We start from the raw sequence: 19,588 nt of genomic DNA, 5'->3' as shown, positions 1-19,588 counted from the left end.
GATCTGTTTGCCTAATCTCAAGGCTCCGGTATTCTAGACGTTCCTTGAGGGAATCGTCGGGTGCTGGTGAAATGCCTGAATATCGGCTCCATTTGGGCCCGTTAACGACTTGGCATAGACCCTGCTTTTGTGGAGCCACTTCGGCACGGGGCAAGTCGGGCAATCAATCACCGGGCCTCCGCCGGAGCGTGTTGGGCCCGGTAACGAAATGATCGAACGACTTGCGCGTGGGCGCAGCCTGACGATGACCCACATGTTGTTTATAGCGGAATGCCCGGGAGGCGCTCAGTGAAGAAGATCGAAGCCATCATCAAGCCGTTCAAGCTCGACGAGGTGAAGGAGGCGCTTCAGGAGGTGGGACTTCAGGGCATCACCGTTACCGAAGCGAAGGGTTTCGGCCGGCAAAAAGGCCATGCCGAGCTCTACCGGGGCGCCGAATACATCGTTGATTTCCTGCCCAAGGTGAAGATCGAGATCGTGATCGGCGACGACCTGGTCGAGCGCGCGATCGAGGCGATCCGCCGCGCCGCCCAGACCGGCCGCATCGGCGACGGCAAGATCTTCGTGTCCAACATCGAGGAAGCCATCCGCATCCGAACCGGAGAATCCGGGCTGGACGCGATCTAGCCTGACCGGGGGGCCTCAACGGACCGTCCGCTCCAGGCCCCCCACGGAACGTTTGCTGCGCCAGCAGCCCCCACGGCAGCTCGAGTGTCCTCTGCGAGGCGCTTGCACGCGGCCGTTTTGCCGTTTCCGATGTTGTCTTGGCTCCCGCACGAGGCTATGGAGCATGACCCGCGGACGCCGTCCCGCGCCGGGCCGTGACGTTATAAGCCAAGAGGGGTATTCATGAAGACCGCCAAGGACGTCTTGAAAGCAATCAAGGACAATGACGTCAAATACGTCGACCTCCGCTTCACCGACCCGCGGGGCAAGTGGCAGCACGTCACCTTCGACGTCAGCATGATCGACGAAGACATTTTTGCCGAAGGCACGATGTTCGACGGCTCCTCGATCGCCGGCTGGAAGGCGATCAATGAATCCGACATGTGCCTGATGCCCGACCCGGTGACCGCGACGATCGATCCGTTCTTCGCCGAAACCACCATGATCATCACCTGCGACGTGCTCGAGCCGACCACCGGCGAGCCGTACAACCGCGACCCCCGCGGCATCGCCAAGAAGGCCGAGGCGATGGTGAAGTCGATGGGCGTGGGCGACACCGTGTTCGTCGGCCCCGAAGCCGAGTTCTTCGTATTCGACGACGTGCGCTACAGCTCGTCGCCCTACAACACCGGCTTCCGCCTGGACTCCTCGGAGCTGCCGACCAACTCCGACACCGAATATGAGGGCGGCAATCTCGGCCACCGCATCCGCACCAAGGCGGGCTACTTCCCGGTGCCGCCGCAGGACTCGGTGCAGGACATGCGCTCGGAGATGCTCGGCGCCATGGCCCGCATGGGCGTCAAGGTCGAGAAGCACCATCACGAGGTCGCCTCGGCCCAGCACGAGCTCGGCATGAAGTTCGACACGCTGACCTTGATGGCCGACCAGATGCAGATCTACAAATACTGCATCCATCAGGTCGCCCACATCTACGGCAAGACCGCCACCTTCATGCCGAAGCCGGTCTATGGCGACAACGGTTCGGGCATGCACGTCCACCAGTCGATCTGGAAGGACGGCAAGCCGGTGTTCGCGGGCAACAAGTATTCCGACCTGTCGGAGACCTGCCTGTCCTACATCGCCGGCATCATCAAGCACGCCAAGGCCATCAACGCCTTCACCAACCCGTCGACCAACTCCTACAAGCGTCTGGTCCCGGGCTATGAGGCGCCGGTGCTGCTCGCCTACTCCGCGCGCAACCGCTCGGCGTCCTGCCGCATCCCCTACACCTCGTCGCCGAAGGCCAAGCGCGTCGAGGTCCGCTTCCCCGATCCGCTCGCCAATCCCTATCTCGGCTTTGCCGCGATGCTGATGGCCGGCCTCGACGGCGTGAAGAACAAGCTCGATCCGGGCCCGGCGATGGACAAGGACCTCTACGACCTGCCGAAGGAAGAGCTGAAGCAGATCCCGACCGTCTGCGGCAGCTTGCGCGAGGCGCTCGAGAACCTCGACAAGGACCGCGCCTTCCTGAAGGCCGGCGGCGTGTTCGACGACGACTTCATCGACAGCTACATCGCGCTGAAGATGACCGAGGTCGAGCGCTTCGAAATGACCCCGCACCCGGTCGAGTTCGACATGTACTACTCGGGCTGACAGCCCGATTGATCGGCGGATGACGACACCAGGGCGCCCCTCACGGGGCGCCCTTTTCATTGGTGTCGCAGTGCCGTGCTGCGAATGCCAAGGCCGGCATGAGCGCCAGAACGGCGGTACGACATTCCTCCCAATGACGAATAGGGACAGGCGCAAGGAATAGATCGGGCCGGAATGAGTTTCTATCCCTGTGATCCACATGCATTGGGAGATTTCGAATGACCAGGCTTTCGATCTCGCGCCTCTTCCTGACCGCCGCAATCTCACTCACGGCGATCTCGTCCGCCAGCGCGGCGCCTCCAACCAAGAGCGGCAGCAGCACGAAGGGTGACATCCTCACCGACAACAAGGGCATGACGCTCTACACGTTCGACAAGGACGTCGACGGCAAATCAGCCTGCAACGGTCCCTGCGCGACCAACTGGCCGGTCCTGAAAGCCGAAGCCAGCGACAAGGCCGACGCCAACTACACCATCATCACCCGGGACGACGGCTCCAGGCAGTGGGCTTACAAGGGCAAGCCGCTCTACACCTTCGCCAAGGATCAGAAGCCCGGCGACATCACAGGCGACGGCTTCCTGAACAACGCCTGGCATCTCGCAAAGCCCTGAGCGGAGCTGCGCTCTCGCCACGCGCGGGACGAACTGCACGGATTGGGCTTGGCCGTAGGAGACGGCCGCTCTCGGAGAATCCGCCGGACGCGCCTGCGACCGGCGCCCATTGACGAGCGCTGCGTTGTCGTGGCTATCGAGAAACGCGGCAAGCTTTCCTGATGGAGATCTTGCCGCACCACCCCTGCCCCCAGCGCCCTTCACCGGGCGCCTTTTGTTGGTGGCTGCTCATCTGCGATGATCCAACGGGACTCGTCCTTCGAGACGCTCGGCTATCGCCAAGCTCCTTAAGGATGAGGAGATGGAGGTCGCGCGAGGCCGTGGTTTCTCCTCATGGTGAGGAGGCGCGCGCCCATGAGTCAATGAGATCATCCGACAGAAGTGCGCGCCGTCTCGAACCATGAGGCCCGAGGGCGCACTCAGCCGCTATTTCTCGGGAAACCTCACCACGATCTGCTCGACCACCGGTCCCCATTTGCGCAACTCCGCCTTGTCGGATGCGATGCGATCACCGATCGGATTTCCCTCGTGGTCGTCACTGCCGAAGCGAACGCTGACGGAGCATCCACCCGGCAAAGGACGGCTCAGCGTGCCGCCTTTCCAGTCGACAACGAAGCCGCCACCATCGGTGAAGAACTCGCGGATCAGAAACGGCCTGCCATTGATCTTCTGCACCTCGGCCAAAGTGGAGCCGAGCGTCACGCCGGCAACGTTCCAATGACTCGTCTTGGAGTCGATCAAGGTGAGACGTGACACCCGCCGCATCGTCTCGTCAGCAAAGCCGATCTCGATACGCCAGTCCGGCACTTTTGGCGACAGCACGACGCCTTGATAGGTGATGTCCTCCACCCCGGTGAACAACTGGTCGTCTGTCACCGCCTCCTGGCCGTAGCGCTGCATCAGGCTCTTGGCGGAGTCCGTGACCGACACCGGCGAGGTGCAGGTGATCGGCCCATCGGCAGGCGGCGCGGTCTGTGCCCATGCCGGCGCAGCCAGAAGCATCAACAACAAGCTCGTTCGGCGCATGCTCATCCCGGTCAGTCCTGCGACTATGAAGCCATCACTTCGCGGCGAAATTGATGCCGATCTCGGTGACGACGGGCGCGAATTTCACCAGCGCCGGATTGTCGGACGACACCTTCACGCCATCGCCCGAGAGCGCTCGCGGTGGGTCCTTGTCCTTGCCGAAGCGCACGGTGATCGAGCAGCCGCCCGGCAGGATGCGTCCCAGCGCGCCGTTCTTGAAGTCGGTGACGAAGCCGCCATAGTCCCAGCCGAAGCCGCTCACGACGAACGACTTGCCATTGGCCTTCTGGACCTCGACGAGGCTGGCCCCGATGGTGATGCCGGCCACGCTCCAGCGGCTCGTCTTGGCCGTATCGCGCAAGGTGAGCCCGGACACCGTCGCGACCTTATCGTCGATGAAGCCGACCTCGATGCGCCGGTCCATCGCCCGCGGAAACAGCACGAGGCCCTTGTAGGTCTCGCCCTCGGCGCCCGGCAGATCCTGAACCACGGCCTCGTCGCCATAGCGCTGCTTGAGGCTGTTTGCCGAATCGGTGGCCGCGACCGGCGACGAGCAGGTGATCGGGCCTTCCATCGGCGGCGTGCCTTGGGCCAAGGCCGGAGCGGCGCGGAGCACAATGGCGACAGTCAGGACGTGGCGCATCACGGTTTCCTTGTGACGAGCTCACGATGAGCCGTCTCTGCAGCTTCGTCTGCCGTTTTGGAAACCCGGTTCAGCCCCGACGTCAGGATGACAGCTGCCGCTTCCTCACCGCCTCACCGAACGCCTCGAACAGCTTGCGATTGATCGGGTTCTTCTGCGGGTCATATTCGGCATGCCATTGCACGCCGAGCGCAAAGGATGGCGCGTCCGCGATGCGGATGGCCTCGATGGTGCCGTCCTCGGCGATGCCCTCGATCACGACGCGGTCGCCCGGCTCCAGGATGCCCTGACCATGCAGCGAATTGACCTTGATGCTGTCGCAACCGAGGATGCTGGCGAAGGCACCGCCCGGCGTGAGCCGCACCTCGTGGCGATCGGCGAACACGACGTTGGGATCGGGATGGATCTCGCCGTTCTCCAACCTGGGCATGCGGTGGTTCATGCGGCCGGGAATTTCGCGAATCTCCGGATGCAGCGAGCCGCCGAAGGCGACGTTCATCTCCTGCAAGCCGCGGCAGATGCCGAACAGCGGGATGCCTCTGGAGACGCAGGCTTCCGACAGCCGCAGCGCGACCTCGTCGCGATGGACGTCGTAGGGCTCGTGCTTGAGGCTCGGCTCGGTGTTGAAGCGGGTCGGATGCACGTTGGCGCGGGCGCCGGTCAGCACCACGCCGTCGACGACATCGAGCAGCGCGGCGATGTCGGTGATCTCGGGAACGCCGGCAAACATCAGCGGTAGCGCGCCCGCGACCTCGGCCACGGCGCTCAGGTTGCGCTCGCCCACCATCTGCACGGTGAACCTGTTCTCGACGCGATGGCTGTTGCCGATCACGCCGACCACCGGACGTTTCATTGTTTTTGTTTCTCTCCCCTCTTATGTGGCCGTTGGCGGCCGCGTCCGCCAGTGTGGCAGGCACAAATCATGCCTGCGTCGCACGGCAGGATCAACATATGGCCACGCGGGTCCCCAATGCCAATTCCGACACCCCCGCAAGCGTCCTGCAGCGCCCCGCTTCCCCAAGCCTGCGCTTGATCCGCCAGCCGTTTTCGCCAATGTGTGGGGGCCGATCAGCACAGAGGATGCCTCATGACCGCCCCCGCCGACCCACGCCTCCAGGCCCGCAGCGACCTGGCCTGGGCCATTGCCGTGGGCGGCATCGGGGTAACCCTGTTCATGGCCGGCATGGCCTTCACCTGGTATTACGCGGCTGCGATCTTCCTGTTGTTCGCGGGCATGCTGCTCGGCGTCGCGCTCAACGCGATGACCAGCCTGCTCGGCCGCGTGCTGCCCTGGCCGCATCCGGCGCGCCTCGTCATCGTCTGCTTGGCGCTCGCCGCCGTGCTCGTCGGCATCGTCTTCCTCGGCGGCACCACCATCGCAGACCAGGCCAAGGTGCTGAGCGATACGATCAAGTCGCAGCTCGGCAACATCAAGGGCTTCCTCGACCGCAACGGCATCGACACCAGCTTCTTCGACTTCAACGCCGCGAGCACGGCCACTGCCGCGCCTGATGGCGGCTCGACCACACCGACCCAGACGCCGTCCCATGGCCTGCCGGGCGGCCTGCCCTCGCCGAGCGCGCTGGCCTCCTCCGGCGGCGCCATCGTCAGCCAGACCTTCAAGCTGCTGCTCGGCACCGTCAGCGCCGTCGGCAACTTCTTCATCGTGCTGTTCCTGGGATTGGCCTTCGCGGCCCAGCCGGCGGTCTACCGCAGCGGATTGCTTTTCCTGGCGCCGGCGAAGTACCGGGACCAGGCCACCGTGATCGTGGACCGCATCAGCTACACGCTGGAACGCTGGCTGATCGCCCAGATCACGACGATGTTCGCAGTCTTTCTCGTCACCTGGATCGGCCTCGCCATCATCGGCGTGCAGAGCTCGTTCATCCTGGGCATCCAGGCCGGCCTGCTGGCGTTCATTCCGACCGTCGGCGCGATCATCGCCGGCGTCATCGTGGTGCTGGCGAGCCTCGCCTCCGGCTGGGTCGCTGCGGTCAGCGCCTTCGTGCTGTTCCTCGGCGTGCACGCGATGGAGAGCTACGTGCTGACGCCGCTGATCCAGCGCCAGGCGCTGGACATCCCGCCGGCCACGCTGTTTGCGTTCCAGATCCTGCTCGGCATCGTGTTCGGCGTCTGGGGCCTGACCCTGGCGCTGCCGCTGATGGCGATCGCCAAGGTCATGATCGACTATTTCAAGAGCGACCGCCGCACCGAGGACGCCGCGGCCGCGATCTGAGGCCCGGTCAGAGCCCGCTCAGCCGGCCGGCATCGCGGTCTCGACCAGCTTGGCCCAATAGCTGATGCCGTGCGGGATCACGTCGTCGTTGAAATCATATTCCGGGTGATGCACGCCGGCCCCATCGCCGATGCCCATGAAGACGAACGCGCCGGGCCGCGCCTGCAGCATGTAGGCGAAGTCCTCGCCGCCGAGCCGGGGCGGCATGTCGGTGATGACCTGTTCCGGCCCGACGACGCTGCGCGCCACGTCGGCCGCGAACGCGGTCTGCTCCGCATGGTTGATGACGACCGGATAGCCCCATTCGTAGTCGATTTCCGCCTCCACGCCCATGCCGCTTGCGAGCGCCGTCACCAGGCCCTTGAAGCGTTCGTCCATCAAGCGGCGGATGTCCTCATCGAGCGTGCGCACGGTGCCGCCGATGACGGCGGTCTGCGGAATGATGTTGTCGGCGGTCGTCCCCGCGTGAAAGCGCGTGATCGACAGCACCGCGCTTTCGACCGGATCGACGTTGCGCGCCACGATCGTCTGCAGCGCGGTCACGATCTGCGCGCCGGCGATGATCGGATCGACGCATTTGTTCGGCCGGGCCGCATGGCCGCCAAGCCCCTTCAGACGCACCTCGAAGGTGTCGGCAGCGGCCATCACCGCGCCGGTGCGCGTCGCGACCGTTCCGAGCGGCAGGCCCGGCGCATTGTGCAGGCCGTAGACCTCCTCGATGCCGAAGCGCTCCATCAGGCCATCCTCGACCATCGCACGGCCACCGGCCCCGCCCTCCTCGGCCGGCTGGAAGATGACGATGGCCGTGCCGGCGAAGTTGCGCGTCTCGGCGAGATAGCGCGCCGCGCCCAGCAGCATGGCGGTGTGGCCGTCATGGCCGCAGGCGTGCATCTTGCCGGGAATGGTGGACTTGTGCGGGATGTCGCTGACCTCCTGCAGCGGCAGCGCGTCCATGTCGGCGCGCAGGCCGATCACCCGCGGCGACGACTCGCGGCCGCGGATGACGCCGACGACGCCGGTCCGGCCGATGCCGGTGACGACCTCGTCGACACCGAACGAGGTCAAGAGCTCGGCGACGCGCCCGGCCGTCCGATGCACCTCATATTGGAGCTCGGGATGCTGGTGGAAATCGCGGCGCCAGACCTTGGCGTCTTCCGCCAGCTCGGCGGCGCGGTTGATGATCGGCATGACGGAGTTCCAGAAAATGAGGAGCACGTCATGGCGACGCGCATGTCATCCCATTGCATGTCGGGCCACGGCAAAAGACAAGCGCTATCAGCACATGCGATGCTGCGCAGCCTGCATTGCCGCGGCGACGCGGCCGCGCGAAACGCCTGAGCTGATCCTGCTTATGATCGAAGGCCGCGCAGCTCGCGCGCGAGGTTGGCCCGCGCCTTCTGGTCGAGCGCAGCGGCAAAGCCCGCATCCGGATAGATCACGGGGCGCCGCGCGAACCGGTCCAGCACCGCCGCGCGCCCGGCGCGGTAGGCGTCGTCCGGCACGTGCGCATATTCGCGCCGGATCGCATCCGCATAGGCGTCGTAGCCGGCCTCGTCGGTGCCGAGAATGGCGAGATCGATCGAGACGAGCAGCGCGCCCAGCCGATCGTCGGGCGCGACATCGTGCGTCCGGGTCAGCCGGATCAGGCGTCCGACCTCGTCGCGCAGCTCGGGCGCGACGTGACGCTCGGCAAGGATGGCGCTCTGCTCCTCATTGTCGGACCGCGTGGGATCATACACGGCGTCGTGCCACCAGATCGCCTGCGTCAGGCTCTCGCGCTCGCGGACGCTGAGGTCCGCGACGCGATCGAGCTGGTCCAGGCAATCCTGGACGTGGCGAAGATCGTGGTAGTGCCGTCCCCCGGCAGAGTAGGCTTCGACCAGATCGTCATGCGTCATGTTGTGTTCCGTGGCGGAGCAGCGCTGACGCGCGGCCTCAGCCGGCCGAGGTCAGCACGGTCTCGGTGTGCTCGACATCCGGAGGATTGGCAAAATACTGCCCGACCAGGCCACGCCATTCGGTGAAGTTCTCCGAGCCGCGGAAATCGACCGTGTGGTTCTCGAGCGTTTCCCACTTCACCATCAGGCGGTAGCGCTGCGGCTTCTCGATCGATTTGTGCAGCTCGAAGCCGTGAAAGCCCTTGGAGCGGCCGAAGGCGGCGCGTGCTTTCGCGACCGCGGCCTCGAAATCCTTCTCCGTGCCCGGCTTGACGTCGATCTGGGCGATTTCCGTGATCATGTTCTGTCGGCCTCCCCTGGTGTGGGCCGCTTGTCTAGCCCAGACCTCGGGAGAGCGAAAGCCGCACCTCAGCTGGACAACACCGCCTCTCCCGACTGCGGCAGGCTGGCAGCCGCGGCAGCGCGCTGGCGGCGGTAGCGGTCGAGCGACAGCGGCAGCTCCGCCGAGGCCTCGACCCGGTTGCGACCGGAGCGCTTGGCCTTGTAGAGCGAGGTATCGGCGGCCGCGAGCAGCACGTCGAGATCGGTCCCGCCCGGCCCGCCGGCAACGCCGATGCTGACGGTGGTATCGACCGGCTTGTCCTCGCACACCACGCCGGAGGCCGCGAACGCCTCGCGGACACGCTCGGCGGCGACCATGGCCTCTTCGATGGAACAGGGCAGAAGTGCTGCGAACTCCTCGCCGCCGATCCGGCCCGAGAGATCGGTGAGGCGCAGATTGTTGACCACGACGTTTGCGAACAGCTTCAGGACCTCGTCGCCCTCGGCGTGACCGAAGCGGTCGTTGATCGACTTGAAATGATCGATGTCGAAGATCAGCACGCTGACCGGGCGCTGCTCGCGCGCCTCGCGCTCGATCAGCTGCGCGCAGGACTCGGCAAAGCCGCGGCGGTTGAGCAGGCCCGTCAACGGGTCGGTGGTCGCCGCGCGCTTGTGGGCGCTGACGATGCGCTCGGACACCAGCATGAAGATCACGAACACGGTGCCGACCGCATACAGCACGAGTTCGATCGAGAAGATCGTGACCCAGGCCGCGGCGAAGGCGCCGTCGGAATCGCGCAGCATGTTGCCGAGCAGGATCGGCAGCATCAGCACGAAGCCATGCATCACCGGCACGATCAGCGCCGGCCAGCGCTTGTGCAGGGTCCGCCGCCGCTCCTGCCACAGCTCGGCCGCGGTCAGCATGGCGTAGATCACGACGATCGCTGCGCCGATCGTCAGCCGCAGCGCCTGCGCCGACGCATCGAGCAGCATGCCGCTGGCAATCCAGACCGTCGCGCCGAGCACGAGCCCGGGCACGCTCGCCGGCTTGCCGTGGAACACGCGCGCGGCGTTCCACACCATGGCGGTGGCGATCAGGCCGATGGAGCTCAGGAACAGCGACACCACCTCGCCGTAGAGCTCGCCGATCAAGGTCCACAGCGCGATCGCGACCGCGCCGAGGACGTAGGCCGCGCCCCACCAGCGCAGCGCCGGCGTGTTCTCCTGCCGGCCGAAGTGGAGCAACATAGCGCCAAGCAGCGCTGCGACCATGGTCGCTACGATGTCGAGCGTCATGCTATCAAGCGCCATCGATCACCTCGGTTGCTGCGGCGGCGCGGAAATTCAGGGTTAGCGCGGCCTTATCGCGATCAACCTAGCGGGCGGTTTGTTGGAAAGAGGTTTGCCTGGGATACCAAGTTTTCTCGAAAAGCTCGGCACAACTCGTCAGCAAATTGCTGCGCAAGAAATCTGCAAACAGGATTCAAAAATGCCGGGGCAATCCGCGCGACCGCCCGCCCTGATTGTACACGGCACAGCGTCATTCATTGATAGTTGTGCGCCCCATCGTGCGGAATCAATGGTTTCCCGTCCTGCGGCGAACACTCATCGAAACGATAAGAAACCTTCTCAAATTTGAGATCATCTCTCCCTAACACGTCCCGACCGCGGCGCGATCCGCCGCTCGAGGTGGGGACAAGGATGTCTTTCGACGACGATTCATCGAACAACAAGGCGGCCGCAGGCGATCATCCGGCGCGTGATCCGCAGCCGGCGCAGGGCGTCGATCGCCGCACCCTGCTGCGCAATGCCATGGGCGTCTCGGCGCTCGGCCTCGGCGCCAGCCTGCTGCCCGGCCAGGCGGCGCACGCGCATTGGCGCATGCACCATCACCATCGTCACGTCACGACCAGCTTCGCGCTCGCCGTCCTTCCCGATACGCAGTTCTACTCGCGCTATGCGACGTCAGAAGAAGGCCAGTCCTATCAGCGCCAATATGGCAGCACGCCCTACCCCGCGCAGACGCAGTTCATCGTCGACAACGCCGCGAAGTACCACATCCCGTTCACGATCCACCTCGGCGACGTCGTCGACCAGTCCAAGCATCCGCAGCAATGGGCGGTCGCCGATGCCGCGATGAAGCTGCTGGAAAATGCCGGCCGGCCCTATTCGGTGCTCGCGGGCAATCACGACGTGCTGTCGGCGCTGGAGTTCGAGAGCGCGGCGAGCCAGGGCGCGGGCACCGATGCGCAGCGCGCTTCATCCGAGCCCTATCTCTCATGGTTTCCGACCAGCCGCGCGGCGAAGCAGCGGACCTTCCTGGAGCGCCATCCGAGCGGCTGGCACGAGGCGCATGTGTTCCACGCCTGCGGCGTCAGCTTCATGGTGCTGTCGCTGTCCTGGCGCGCCTCGGACGATGCGATCGCCTGGGCGCGCAGCATGATCGCGCGGCATCCGATGCTGCCGGTGATCCTCGCCAACCATCAGCTTCTGAACATCGCCAATGACGGTGTCAGCCCGCTCGAGGTCGCCTACGGCCAGTACCTGTGGGAGAAGCTGATCCGCAGCAACGACCAGATCTTCATGACCCTGAACGGCCACTATCACGGTGGCGCGCTGCTGACGAAGATCAACGACTTCCACAACCCCGTCCACCAGATGGTGGTCGACTATCAGATGGCCTATCAGGGCGGCAACGGCCTGATGCGGCTGTACGAGTTCGACTTCACGGCCAACAAGATCGACGTCGCCTCGTTCTCGCCCTGGGTGGTCGAGAAGCCGAAGGACAGCCTGAAGCAGTTCGACCGCGCCTGGCTGTCCGAGGACAATCACGCGTTCTCGATTCCCATCGACTTCCGCCGGCGGTTTTCACGCTTCACCAATTTCTGCCATCTGCCGGCCTTCGCCGGCACGCCGATCCTGCCGCGCCTCAAGCAGGATCTCTACGCCAACTACACCGAGGCGCCCGAACCGGTGGTGGTGCCGCCCGCGAACGAGCAGGACTATCCGCTCGTGGCCGAGACCGTTGCGCATTGGCGGATCACATCGTCGGCGATCGGCAAGGCCGTGGCCGCCGGCACCGCGCTGTCGGACCTCACCGCCGCCAACCCGATGCAGCGCGCGACGCTCGCGAGTGCCGCCCAGGTCGCCGACGTCGTCTTCACAGCCGACAAGCATCGCCTGTCGTCGGCGCCGGGCAGCGTGCAGTTCCTCAACACGACCAAGCAGGGCGCCGGCCGCTTCAGCTGGTTCACGACCGCGGCCAACGCGCCGATCAACGCGGCAACGTTCGCATCCGGCTACACCGTCGAAGCCTTCATCAAGATCGATCCGAACTGGAAGGCCGCCGACCACGCCTGGTGCAACATCCTGACCCGCTTCGGCAACCGCGGCTGGCTGCCGGGCTACGCCGGCGGCGATCCGGAATCGCCGCCGATCCTGTTTGCGATCTCGAACCTGCGCGAGGTGCAGTGGGAGATCGTGCCGTCGAGTTCGACCCGGCAGCCGCAGACCGACTGGTCCGGCGAGATCATGCTCGACACCTGGTATCACCTCGCGATCGTCAACGATCCCGCCGACAATTCGACCGTGCTCTACATCGAGGGCGCGCCGGTCGTGCGCAGCGTCATCGGCGGCAACGGCATCGCCTCGACGGCGGCGTCGCAGCCCTGGGCACTCGGCTGCGGCTGGTGGGACCGCGCGCCGTCGGACGGCTTCATCGGCAGCATCGGCGAGGTCCGCGTGGTGTCGAAACCGCTGGCGCCGAGCCAATGGCTGACCGCGCGCCGCGCTAGCGCCTGACCCGCGCAAGCCTGCGTCAAAAGCAAGACGGGCGCCCGCGAGGGCGCCCGTTCGTATTTGAAGCTGATGGATCCGGACGGAGCCGGAGCCAGGCGATCAGCGCTTCGAGAACTGGAAGGAGCGGCGGGCCTTGGCCTTGCCGTACTTCTTACGCTCGACGACGCGCGAGTCGCGGGTCAGGAAGCCGCCCTTCTTGAGGACGCCGCGCAGCTCCGGCTCGAAATTCGTCAGCGCCTTGGACAGGCCGTGACGGACCGCACCGGCCTGGCCGGACAGGCCGCCGCCGGCGACCGTGCAGATCACGTCGTACTGGCCCTTGCGGGCAGCGACGACCATCGGCTGCTCGATCATCATGCGAAGCACCGGACGGGCGAAGTAGACCTCGATGTCGCGGGTGTTGACGGTGACCTTGCCGGAGCCCGGCTTGATCCAGACGCGGGCGACCGCGTCCTTGCGCTTGCCGGTGGCATAGGCGCGGCCGAACTTGTCGACCTTCTTCTCATACTTCGGAGCGTCGGGAGCCGTGACGGCACCCTTGAGCTGCGACAGCTGATCGAGAGACTGGATGCTTTCGGCCATCTTATGCGGCCCTCGTGTTCTTGCGGTTCAACTTGGCGATGTCGATCTTCTCGGGGTTCTGCGCTTCGTGCGGATGATCGGGTCCGCCATAGACACGCAGATTGCCCATCTGCACGCGACCGAGCGGCCCGCGCGGGATCATGCGCTCGATGGCCTTCTCGATCACGCGCTCGGGGAAGCGGCCCTCGAGGATCTGGCGCGCGGTGCGCTCCTTGACGTGGCCGACATAGCCGGTGTGCTTGTAGTACACCTTCTGCTCGCGCTTGCGGCCGGTCAGCACGGCGTGCGCGGCATTGACGATGATGACGTTGTCGCCGCAGTCGACGTGCGGCGTGTAGATCGGGAGGTGCTTGCCGCGCAGCCGCATGGCGACCAGCGTGGCGAGACGGCCGACGACCAGACCCTTGGCGTCGATCACGACCCACTTCTTCTGGACCTCGGCCGGCTTTGCCGAAAAGGTTTTCATGAGAGATATCCGTGACAGGGAGAATGCGGCGCGGGTGACGCACCGAACTGGTCGCAGCTTCTAGAGAAGCGGCCTGCATTCGTCAACGCCATCGGCGTCAAATTAATGCAACAAAAACAGTAGCTTGCAAATATGGTGCAATAATACCCTCGAAAACCCTACGCATTCGGAATGGAATAGGTCGCCGTGACATGGGCGATCGGATCGGGCGATTCCCCTGACAGCAGCGTGACTTCGCCGACCGCGAGCCGCTTGCCGAGCTTGAGCAGCCGCGCCTCCGCCAGCACATCGGCGCCGGCCGCGCCCTTGCGCAGGAAGTTGATGTTGAGATTCGTGGTCACCGCAAGACCGACCGGACCGATCGCCGACAAGAGCACCACGTACATCGCGAAATCGGCCAGCGCCATCAATGTCGGCCCGGAGACGGTGCCGCCGGGGCGCAACATGCGCTCATTGAAGCGCTGGCGCATCCGGCAGCTCTTGCCGTCGGCGCTCTCGATCGAAATGTCACCGCCGGTGCGGAACGCCTGGGGAAATTCCGCGTGCAGGAACGTTTCCAGCTCCGCGATGGTCATCTTCGCCGTCATCTCTCCCCCTGCTCTCGTCGTTGCTCATCTGTTACATTAGCTGCATCGATGCGCCCATATGGAAATCGCAATGTCCGTCCCTGCCCTCGCCGACGCCGCCGATACGCCGATTCTGTTGCGCGAGATGGCGGGCCCCGTCGCCGTGCTCACGCTCAACCGCCCGGCACAGCGCAACAGCCTGTCGGAGCCGCTGATCGCAGAGCTGCATCGGGCCCTGGCCGAGATCGGCGCCGACAAGGCCGTGCGCGCCGTGGTGATCGCAGCGAATGGCCCTGCGTTCTGCGCCGGCCATGACCTCAAGGAACTCACCGCGCATCGCAGCGAGGCCGACCGCGGCCGCGCCTTCTTCGCCCGGCTGATGAACGCCTGCAGCGCGATGATGCAGGCGATCGTGCATCTGCCCAAGCCGGTTGTCGCGTCCGTGCAGGGCATCGCCACCGCCGCCGGCTGTCAACTGGTCGCGAGCTGCGATCTCGCCGTCGCCTCCGAGCGCGCCTCGTTCGCCACGCCCGGCGTCGACATCGGCCTGTTCTGCTCGACGCCGATGGTGGCGCTGTCGCGCAACGTACCCCGCAAGCAGGCGATGGAGATGCTGCTGACCGGCGAGCCGGTTCCCGCTGTCCGCGCCCGCGAATTGGGCCTCGTCAACCGCGTGGTCACGGCCGGCACGGAACGCGACACCGCGATTGCGCTGGCACAACAAGTGGCGCGCAAATCGGCCTATACGATCAAGCTCGGCAAGGAGGCATTCTACCGCCAGGCCGAGATGAGCCTTGCCGACGCCTATCGCTATGCGGCAGAGGTGATGACGCAGAACATGCTCGCCCGCGACGCCGAGGAAGGCATCGGCGCCTTCATCGAGAAGCGGACGCCGAATTGGCGGGACGAGTGAAGCTCGCCCTGCTCTCTCCTTCGTCATTGCGAGCGCAGCGAAGCAATCCAGAGTCCCGCTCGAGCCCCTGGATTGCTTCGTCGCAAGTGCTCCTCGCAATGACAGAAACTGAAACTGGCTCGTCATTCCGGGGCGCCCGGAGGGCGAGCCCGGAATCCATAACCACGATCGGGAGTATGGATTCCGGGCTCGTGCTGCGCACGCCCCGGAATGACAATAACTAATAGAAGCGTCCCGCCATGAATCACGACACCTATCCCGACGACTACATCCGCGGCATTCTCAACGGCGTGAAGGTGATCGCGATGGTCGGCGCCTCGCCGTCGGAGATCCGGCCGAGCTTCTTCGCCTTCAAATATCTGGTGCAGCGCGGCTACGACATGATCCCGGTGAACCCCGGCCATGTCGGCAAGAGCCTGATGGGCCGCCCCTTCGTCGCCTCGCTCGCCGACATTGGCCGCCCGCTCGACATGGTCGACATCTTCCGGAGCTCGCAGCACATCATGCCCGTCGTCGACGAGGCGCTGAAGCTCTCACCTTTGCCGAAGGTGATCTGGATGCAGCTCGGCGCGCGTGACGATGCGGCGGCCGAAAAGGCCGAGGCCGCTGGACTGAAGGTCGTGATGAACCGCTGCCCCAAGATCGAATATGGCCGGCTGTCGTCGGAGATCTCCTGGATGGGCGTCAACTCGCGCACCATCAGCGCCAAGCGCGCGCCGATCCCGACGCAAGGCATGCGGCTGTCGCTGAACCGTACCAGCGTCGGCGGCGGCACGACGGCCGCGGCCGACCGCGCCGCGAAGGACAGAAGCGATCCCGCCTGACGCATCTGCGAAAGGAACGTGTCGCGACGACGGCGCGACACAGCAGCGCATTTCAAATCGGAGCGATCGGCGCCGGCAGCCTTGACGCCATCCTGGCCGCTGGCAAATGTCCTCCGCCGGGATGACGCGGAGGCGCACGATGCGCGCTATCGACACCGTCTCCCATCATCGATCCCTGCGCCAGCCGGCGCCGGCGCGCAACGGATCAAGCCAAGAGGAAACACCATGACCGAACGTCCCCCGGGATTTGCCACCCTTGCCATTCACGCCGGCGCCCAGCCCGACCCGACCACCGGCGCGCGGGCGACGCCGATCTACCAGACCACGTCGTTCGTGTTCAACGATGCCGACCACGCCGCCTCGCTGTTCGGGCTGCAGGCATTCGGCAACATCTACACCCGCATCGGCAACCCGACCAACGCCGTGCTGGAGGAGCGCGTCGCCGCGCTCGAGGGCGGCACCGCCGCGCTTGCCGTTGCCTCAGGCCATGCCGCGCAGGTCGTGGCGCTGCAGCAGTTGCTGTCCCCCGGCGACGAGTTCATCGCCGCGCGAAAACTCTATGGCGGCTCGATCAACCAGTTCACGCATTCGTTCAAGAGCTTTGGCTGGAACGTGGTGTGGGCCGACACCGATGACGTCGCGAGCTTCGAGGCGGCGGTGAGCCCACGCACCAAGGCTGTATTCATCGAGTCGATCGCCAATCCCGGCGGCACCATCACCGACATCGAGGCGGTCGCGCAGGTGGCGCGCAAGGCGGGCGTGCCGCTGATCGTCGACAACACCTTGGCTTCGCCCTACCTGATCCGCCCGATCGATCACGGCGCCGACATCGTGCTGCACTCGCTGACCAAGTTCTTGGGCGGCCACGGCAACTCGATCGGCGGCGTCATCGTCGATGCCGGCACCTTCGACTGGGCCGGCAGTGGCGATAAATATCCGATGCTGACGCAGCCGCGACCGGAATATCACGGCATCCGGCTGCACGAGACGTTCGGCAATTTCGCCTTCGCGATCGCCTGCCGCGTGCTGGGCCTGCGTGATCTCGGACCGGCGTTGTCGCCATTCAACGCCTTCATGATCCTGACCGGCATCGAGACCCTGCCGCTGCGCATGCAGAAGCACTGCGACAATGCCAAGGCGGTCGCCGAATATCTCAGCAAGCATCCCGGCGTGGCCTCGGTGAACTACGCCGGCCTGCCCGAGGACAAGTATTACACGCTCGCCCGCAAATACTGCCCGAAGGGCGCCGGCGCCGTGTTCACCTTCTCGGTCAAGGGCGGCTACGACGCCGGCGTCAAGCTGGTGTCGAACCTGAAGCTGTTCTCGCATCTCGCCAATGTCGGCGACACCCGCTCGCTGGTGATCCACCCGGCCTCGACCACGCACAGCCAGCTCGACGACGCCGCGAAGATCAAGGCCGGCGCCGGCCCCGACATCGTCCGCATCTCCGTCGGCATCGAGGACAAGGAAGACCTGATCGCCGACCTCGAGCAGGCGCTGAGCGCGTAAGGCGCGTTTCGCTCCACGGATCGCGCCGCGCGTCGACATGCGGCATGACGAGCGCATCTCTCGCCACGTCATGGCCGGGCTTGTCCCGGCCATTCATGTCTTTGCCCCGGCAATGACGACGTGGATGCGCGGGCCGTCGCCGCGCCGAAGGGGCTTCGGCCCCGCAGGCGGGAAAAGCCCGCGCATGACGAACAACTGACAGCTGAGGCAGCAAGCGGCCCCGAAAACAAAGAGAGCGCGGGCGGCCCCCTTGGGCTTCCGCGCTCTCCTTCGTCCCACGGCCGGGCCGTTGCCGGCTTCTCGGACCGCGCCCTCGTTAACTCCAGGTGATCATCTCATCAGCTGCAACAGGCGCGCGTGCATCTGGCCGGCCAGAGGCAGCGCGGAGGCCGCGATCAGCCGGCTCGCCGACAGCGCCTGCAGGCCGGCGGCGCGCTCGTCGATGGCAGCGAGTTCAGCGATGACTAAGCCGGTCCGTGATTGGAGATTTTGGCGCGCCGACGCCGAAAACATGATCACCGACATGCTCGAAACCTTCTGGTCTGAGACTCTGATGAAATGCAGCAGAGATTTTCGCGCCCGGACGCAGCGGCCGGGCTGCATTCGGCCGACCTTCAAAATCGCCGGCGGCAGTAAGCTTGCACCCGCAGAACTTAACAAAAGCTGAAAATGCCCGTCCTTCTACGGATGATTGCAGCCAACCGTCGGATGCCGGAAGGATTTCGTTAACCATACCCGGCTCATCCTGCCACCCGTGGAATCGCCTTCCGGACCCGCGTGAAAGCAGCGGTGGATGTATCGCGAAGCGCCGATACCACCCGAACAGAAGTCGAGGAGAGCAGGATGCGAACGTTGGTGATCATGATGCTGCTGGCGGCCATCGCGGCGAACGGCGTCGTGCTCGCAGCCGACCTGCCGGCCGTCCACGACAAGATCGTGCACACCAAGGCCCGCCGCGCCGTGAGAGCGCCGCCGCCGACGGTCGTCGTCGTCAGGGACCAGGACTCGCTGATCTCCCCGATGTGGCCCTCGACGCCGCTGCTGTTCGGCCGCCAGGAGCTGCCCGGCTATTACGGCCGCGCCTTCTCCTACGACTACCAGGGCCCCTATTACGGCGGCGAAGGCTATACCAACTACATGTTCCGCCTGCCCTACGCGTGTGGCGTGTATGGGTATTGCTGAGCGGGGTGCCGTTGGCATGCAAGTAGCCCGGATGGGCGAAGCGACATCCGGGACGACGAGGACGAGGTCCCGCATACCGCCAAGGCTCGTACGGATGACCGCAATAGACGCCTATTTTGCGTAGGCACCGCCATAGCGCCCTGCGCGGATGCTCGCCAGGATTTCGGCTTCACGCTGCTCCTGCGCGCGGGCGGAGGCGAGCAGTTCGGGTGCGATCGCCGGCGCGAAAGCGACCACTCCGTCGGCGTCGGCAACCACGATATCGCCTGGCGTGACGATCATGCCGCCGATCGACACCGGCACGTTGATCTCGCCGGGACCGTTCTTGTAGGGGCCGCGGTGATTGACCGCACGCGCGAACACGGGGAAGTCGGACTTCATCAGCACGCCGGAGTCCCTGATCGCACCGTCGACGACGATCCCGGCCGCGCCGCGTTCCCTCGCGATGGCGGCGATGATCTCGCCGACCAATGCCCGCGTCTCGTTGCCGCCGCCATTGACGACGAGGACGTCGCCAGGCGTGATGAGATCGAGCGCGCGATGAATGAAGAGATTGTCCCCCGGCGCCGTATTCACGGTCAGCGCGATCCCGGCCATCGGCGAGCCCGTATAGAATGGCCGTAGACTGGCTGCACCAGGCAGCCGCTGAAGGTTGTCACTGATCACGGCCGTGGAAACGCTCTTGAACGCGGCGACGACCGCCGCATCGATCGGCGCACCAGGCTGCGCTTGTCCCTCACCCATTCTCGCTCCC

The 19,588-nt window shown here is 65.3% G+C and carries 21 protein-coding genes; 9 read left to right on the top strand and 12 right to left on the bottom strand.

Annotated elements, in window-relative coordinates:
• The first annotated feature begins 288 nt into the window (after positions 1-288).
• From QX094_RS24575 to QX094_RS24565, 3 genes are all read left to right on the top strand, one after another.
• A complete protein-coding gene (locus tag QX094_RS24575) occupies positions 289-627 on the top strand; it encodes a P-II family nitrogen regulator (protein WP_009027873.1) in 339 nt (112 codons plus the stop codon).
• A 222-nt stretch (positions 628-849) separates the two neighbouring features.
• Positions 850-2,259, top strand: a complete 1,410-nt coding sequence (gene glnA / locus QX094_RS24570; RefSeq protein ID WP_006611030.1) for a type I glutamate--ammonia ligase — start codon at positions 850-852, stop codon at positions 2,257-2,259.
• A gap of 218 nt (positions 2,260-2,477) precedes the next feature.
• Positions 2,478-2,870 carry a hypothetical protein gene (locus QX094_RS24565; protein ID WP_316188230.1) on the top strand — a complete coding sequence of 131 codons (393 nt, stop codon included), beginning with the start codon at positions 2,478-2,480 and terminating at the stop codon, positions 2,868-2,870.
• Positions 2,871-3,296: 426 nt separating this feature from the next.
• On the opposite strand, the gene QX094_RS24560 is transcribed toward QX094_RS24565, so the two are convergent.
• From QX094_RS24560 to QX094_RS24550, 3 genes are all read right to left on the bottom strand, one after another.
• Positions 3,297-3,872, bottom strand: a complete 576-nt coding sequence (locus QX094_RS24560) for a hypothetical protein (protein WP_410051865.1) — start codon at positions 3,870-3,872, stop codon at positions 3,297-3,299.
• Positions 3,873-3,930: 58 nt separating this feature from the next.
• Positions 3,931-4,539, bottom strand: a complete 609-nt coding sequence (locus QX094_RS24555; RefSeq protein ID WP_315711525.1) for a hypothetical protein — start codon at positions 4,537-4,539, stop codon at positions 3,931-3,933.
• A gap of 82 nt (positions 4,540-4,621) precedes the next feature.
• Positions 4,622-5,392, bottom strand: a complete 771-nt coding sequence (locus tag QX094_RS24550) for a gamma-glutamyl-gamma-aminobutyrate hydrolase family protein (RefSeq protein WP_316188229.1) — start codon at positions 5,390-5,392, stop codon at positions 4,622-4,624.
• Between the two features lie 234 nt (positions 5,393-5,626).
• Between QX094_RS24550 and QX094_RS24545 the strand changes: the two genes are divergently transcribed.
• On the top strand, positions 5,627-6,775 hold the full coding sequence (locus tag QX094_RS24545; RefSeq protein WP_315711522.1) for an AI-2E family transporter: 1,149 nt from the start codon (positions 5,627-5,629) through the stop codon (positions 6,773-6,775).
• Positions 6,776-6,793: 18 nt separating this feature from the next.
• Here the strand turns inward: QX094_RS24545 and QX094_RS24540 are convergent, their stop codons facing one another.
• From QX094_RS24540 to QX094_RS24525, 4 genes are all read right to left on the bottom strand, one after another.
• Positions 6,794-7,963 carry a M20 aminoacylase family protein gene (locus tag QX094_RS24540; protein ID WP_315711520.1) on the bottom strand — a complete coding sequence of 390 codons (1,170 nt, stop codon included), beginning with the start codon at positions 7,961-7,963 and terminating at the stop codon, positions 6,794-6,796.
• A 161-nt stretch (positions 7,964-8,124) separates the two neighbouring features.
• Positions 8,125-8,673 carry a phosphohydrolase gene (locus tag QX094_RS24535; RefSeq protein ID WP_316188228.1) on the bottom strand — a complete coding sequence of 183 codons (549 nt, stop codon included), beginning with the start codon at positions 8,671-8,673 and terminating at the stop codon, positions 8,125-8,127.
• Positions 8,674-8,710: 37 nt separating this feature from the next.
• The gene (locus tag QX094_RS24530; RefSeq protein WP_315711517.1) at positions 8,711-9,013 is read right to left on the bottom strand and encodes an antibiotic biosynthesis monooxygenase family protein; all 303 of its coding nucleotides are present in this window, start codon (positions 9,011-9,013) and stop codon (positions 8,711-8,713) included.
• A 68-nt stretch (positions 9,014-9,081) separates the two neighbouring features.
• Positions 9,082-10,305 carry a GGDEF domain-containing protein gene (locus QX094_RS24525; RefSeq protein ID WP_316188227.1) on the bottom strand — a complete coding sequence of 408 codons (1,224 nt, stop codon included), beginning with the start codon at positions 10,303-10,305 and terminating at the stop codon, positions 9,082-9,084.
• Between the two features lie 390 nt (positions 10,306-10,695).
• Here QX094_RS24525 and QX094_RS24520 point away from each other — a divergent pair, with 390 nt between their 5' ends.
• Positions 10,696-12,795 (top strand): LamG-like jellyroll fold domain-containing protein, encoded by a 2,100-nt coding sequence (locus tag QX094_RS24520; protein ID WP_316188226.1) that lies wholly within the window; start codon positions 10,696-10,698, stop codon positions 12,793-12,795.
• A 96-nt stretch (positions 12,796-12,891) separates the two neighbouring features.
• Here QX094_RS24520 and rpsI read toward each other — a convergent pair whose 3' ends face one another.
• The 3 genes from rpsI to QX094_RS24505 form a co-directional block, all read right to left on the bottom strand.
• Positions 12,892-13,374, bottom strand: a complete 483-nt coding sequence (gene rpsI / locus QX094_RS24515) for a 30S ribosomal protein S9 (RefSeq protein WP_172109671.1) — start codon at positions 13,372-13,374, stop codon at positions 12,892-12,894.
• A gap of 1 nt (position 13,375) precedes the next feature.
• Positions 13,376-13,840, bottom strand: a complete 465-nt coding sequence (gene rplM / locus QX094_RS24510) for a 50S ribosomal protein L13 (protein WP_315711511.1) — start codon at positions 13,838-13,840, stop codon at positions 13,376-13,378.
• Positions 13,841-13,998: 158 nt separating this feature from the next.
• Positions 13,999-14,427: a PaaI family thioesterase gene (locus QX094_RS24505; RefSeq protein ID WP_315827182.1), complete on the bottom strand. Its 429-nt coding sequence runs from the start codon at positions 14,425-14,427 to the stop codon at positions 13,999-14,001.
• A 70-nt stretch (positions 14,428-14,497) separates the two neighbouring features.
• Here QX094_RS24505 and QX094_RS24500 point away from each other — a divergent pair, with 70 nt between their 5' ends.
• The 3 genes from QX094_RS24500 to QX094_RS24490 all read left to right on the top strand — a co-directional run bounded on the left by QX094_RS24500 (position 14,498) and on the right by QX094_RS24490 (position 17,652).
• Positions 14,498-15,319: an enoyl-CoA hydratase gene (locus tag QX094_RS24500; RefSeq protein WP_315750868.1), complete on the top strand. Its 822-nt coding sequence runs from the start codon at positions 14,498-14,500 to the stop codon at positions 15,317-15,319.
• A 239-nt stretch (positions 15,320-15,558) separates the two neighbouring features.
• Complete coding sequence (locus QX094_RS24495; protein WP_315711509.1) at positions 15,559-16,143, top strand: CoA-binding protein; 585 nt, start codon at positions 15,559-15,561, stop codon at positions 16,141-16,143.
• Between the two features lie 225 nt (positions 16,144-16,368).
• Positions 16,369-17,652, top strand: coding sequence for an O-acetylhomoserine aminocarboxypropyltransferase (locus QX094_RS24490; protein ID WP_316188225.1), 1,284 nt, complete (start codon positions 16,369-16,371; stop codon positions 17,650-17,652).
• Between the two features lie 330 nt (positions 17,653-17,982).
• Here the strand turns inward: QX094_RS24490 and QX094_RS24485 are convergent, their stop codons facing one another.
• Complete coding sequence (locus QX094_RS24485; RefSeq protein WP_316188224.1) at positions 17,983-18,177, bottom strand: hypothetical protein; 195 nt, start codon at positions 18,175-18,177, stop codon at positions 17,983-17,985.
• Between the two features lie 318 nt (positions 18,178-18,495).
• Between QX094_RS24485 and QX094_RS24480 the strand changes: the two genes are divergently transcribed.
• Positions 18,496-18,834 (top strand): hypothetical protein, encoded by a 339-nt coding sequence (locus tag QX094_RS24480; protein WP_315750861.1) that lies wholly within the window; start codon positions 18,496-18,498, stop codon positions 18,832-18,834.
• A gap of 111 nt (positions 18,835-18,945) precedes the next feature.
• Here QX094_RS24480 and QX094_RS24475 read toward each other — a convergent pair whose 3' ends face one another.
• On the bottom strand, positions 18,946-19,578 hold the full coding sequence (locus QX094_RS24475; RefSeq protein WP_315711505.1) for an RraA family protein: 633 nt from the start codon (positions 19,576-19,578) through the stop codon (positions 18,946-18,948).
• Positions 19,579-19,588: the final 10 nt, after the last annotated feature.

The organism is Bradyrhizobium sp. SZCCHNS1050 (assembly GCF_032484785.1).
In the GTDB taxonomy this organism is placed as follows: Bacteria; Pseudomonadota; Alphaproteobacteria; order Rhizobiales; family Xanthobacteraceae; genus Bradyrhizobium.
This window is presented reverse-complemented; position numbering and strand designations above follow the sequence as displayed.